This is a genomic window from Thermotalea metallivorans (genome assembly GCF_001562415.1).
Taxonomy (GTDB): Bacteria; Bacillota; Clostridia; order Peptostreptococcales; family Thermotaleaceae; genus Thermotalea; species Thermotalea metallivorans.
This window is the reverse complement of sequence record NZ_LOEE01000018.1, coordinates 1-2781: the sequence shown is the minus strand read 5'-3', so window position 1 is coordinate 2781 and position 2781 is coordinate 1. Positions and strand designations below refer to the sequence as shown.

Annotated in this window: 2 protein-coding genes, 1 rRNA gene and 1 pseudogene; 2 read left to right on the top strand and 2 right to left on the bottom strand. The window is 35.6% G+C overall.

Going from position 1 to position 2781, the window contains the following annotated elements:
- A 16S ribosomal RNA gene (locus tag AN619_RS02530) occupies positions 1-65 on the bottom strand; the annotation flags it as partial.
- An 879-nt stretch (positions 66-944) separates the two neighbouring features.
- On the opposite strand from AN619_RS02530, the gene AN619_RS02525 reads away from it, so the two are divergent.
- Both AN619_RS02525 and AN619_RS02520 read left to right on the top strand, forming a co-directional pair.
- A complete protein-coding gene (locus AN619_RS02525) occupies positions 945-2129 on the top strand; it encodes a pyridoxal phosphate-dependent aminotransferase (RefSeq protein WP_068554801.1) in 1185 nt (394 codons plus the stop codon).
- A gap of 219 nt (positions 2130-2348) precedes the next feature.
- On the top strand, positions 2349-2561 hold the full coding sequence (locus tag AN619_RS02520) for a nucleoside-diphosphate kinase (protein ID WP_068554799.1): 213 nt from the start codon (positions 2349-2351) through the stop codon (positions 2559-2561).
- Here AN619_RS02520 and AN619_RS16205 read toward each other — a convergent pair.
- Positions 2538-2781 (bottom strand): annotated as a pseudogene (locus AN619_RS16205) (hypothetical protein); the annotation flags it as partial. The gene AN619_RS02520 and the pseudogene AN619_RS16205 overlap by 24 nt on opposite strands.

Genomic DNA, 2781 nt, shown 5'->3' with positions numbered 1-2781 from the left:
TCGACTTGCATGTGTTAGGCACGCCGCCAGCGTTCATCCTGAGCCAGGATCAAACTCTCAAATCAAATTCTTCCTTCTCTTTGCTTGCTGGCTTTCCTCTTACACTGTGTAGTTTTCAAAGACCAATCGGAAGGTCGCCATCAAACAGCGACTTTTATAATGTATCACTTTTTTTATATTGTGTCAATATTTTTTTATTGGTAATTTTTGTGGTTTTTCTTTGCCGCGACAAAATATATGTTACCATAGCCTTTTATACTAAGTCAATTGGTATTTTATACTATTTTCTAAGGCCTTCCCCTTAAGCAGAAATCCAATTTTCATATATTCATTCAACATATATTGATTAAATTCGATATGCTCCAACCGATTTTCACTTCGCTTTTATTGAGATTATCTTTTTCCCCACCGAATACTTTATTGCTGCAATAGAATTCAGTTTAACATTTTATAGGAAAACAGAATATATTCTAAAAAATTTACTTATACTATTTACAAACGGGTATATTTTTTATAAAATTATATGTATAAATATTCATTTGTTGGGTGGTTTTGTCCATCCCATTTCAAGGGAGGGGTTCCTATGAAAAAAAATTACATGTTCGACAAATATACTACAAAAAATAAAGATTCTGGGACAAAAAAAGAATATAAAACTATTACAAATTCTTTTGACTTATGCATAAAAACAAATTCTATTATGGAACAAAATCGAAAGGATCGAATCTATTCATTTTCATTCAAGTAAAATCTATGGTTGGAACCTATATATTTTTACAAAACTATAGGCAGAAGCTTCTCCTTCTGTCTTTTTTTGTTTATTATCAACAGTATGCACTTATAGACAAGTAGGATATAATTCTTAAAGCAGATATATATATTGCATTGATTTCTATATTAAGATAGAGTATCAATAAGGAGTAATGATAAAAAGGAGGATCACTATGCTATCCGCAAAATTAAAAAATATTACCCCATCTTTTACTATCGGCATCAGCACAAAGGTGCAGCAGCTTAAGCAGCAGGGTATTGACATCATCAGCCTAAGCATAGGAGAGCCAGACTTTCTAACACCTGCAGCCGCAAAAGAAAAAGCTATTGAAGCCATCTGCCAAAATAAAACGAAATATGATGCAGCCGCAGGCTTGGGAGATCTGCGTAAGGCTATACAAAATAAGCTTTTTCACGAAAATAACATTTCCTATGACGTAGATGAAATTGTCGTTTCCAGCGGAGCAAAACATGCGATTACCAATGCTTTAATGGCCATATTGGACCCCGGTGATGAGGTTATCATCCCTAAACCTTTTTGGGTTAGTTATCCAGAGATGGTGAAATTGGTAGGAGGAACCCCTTTGTTGCTGGACACAAAAAAAGAAAATCAATTTAAAGTGGTTCCGCAAGAAATTGAAAATGTACTTACACATAGGACAAAGATGATCTTTATTACCAATCCATCAAATCCTACCGGAGTTGTATATACAAAGGATGAATTAGAGGCCATTGCTTCCCTTTGTTTGAAACACGGAATTTATATTCTAGCGGATGAAATTTATGAAAAAATCTGCTATACCGATTCTTTTACCAGCATCGCTTCTCTATCGGCAAGCATCAAAAGCATCACCATTACAGTAAATGGTCTATCGAAATCGGCTGCCATGACAGGCTGGAGAATCGGGTATACCGCAACCAATAAGGAGCTGGCTAAAGCCATTGCCTCTATCCAAGGGCATCTAGTATCTCATCCCAGCACCATATCCCAGTGGGCTTCCGTCGCCGCCCTGACAGAATGCCAGACTGAAATGAGAGAAATGGTAAAAATATATAAAGAAAGAAGAGATATTGCTGTGGAAGCCTTAAATAGGATTGACGGCCTTAGCTTTATCCATCCCCAAGGCGCCTTTTATATATTTATTGATATCTCCTCTTTTAAAAATAAAATCAAATGGAATGAAAGCTTTTCCATCGCTTTTTCCAACCAGTTGTTAGAAGAAGCCCAGGTAGCTGTTGTTCCCGGCATCGCCTTTGGCATGGATGACTTTATTCGTATTTCCTATGCCTGTGATACAAAGGATTTAATAGAAGGTATCAATAGAATTCAAACGTTTATACAAAATTACAGCAGATAGATTGTCTTCGACTGCTTGCAAAATTTCTTGCAAGCAGTTTTTATAGCATATACATGTAAAAAAGTTCTGCCTATAGGGTTATCTCCGCCTGAGGTGTGTAAAGACCAAGATATGTGCATTTAAAAAATTTTATAGGTTTTGGCGTATTAGGTACTCCTATGATTGGGTATAATGGATATACATTTTTAAAAATCAAGAAAGAAAAATGGAGGAATGCTTATGGAAAGAACGTTAGTAATAATTAAACCTGATGGCATAGAACGAAAACTCATCGGAGAAATTATTTGCCGATATGAAAGAAAAGGTTTTCAATTGCTGGCTGCCAAACTCATTCAAGCCAATGAAATCATATTAGGAAAACATTATGCTGAACATGAGGGACGTCCTTATTTTCAAGAATTAATTAAATCAACTTTCGCAGGAAGCAACTGATAGCTTTAGCTTGATATAATCAGGCAAAGTCGAGACAAAGTAGTCCAAAAATTCATTAATCGTCTCTTTTGTCAGGAACAGTTTTTCCTGTAGAGCAGTTTTTAAAGCCTCTATTATAAGCTGCAGAGCTTCAAGGAATTTAATATCTTCGAGCTCATCACAGCAGTAGTAGAATAAAGCACCAATGGTGCGTAAATCAGTGTTATTGCGGTTTTCAACC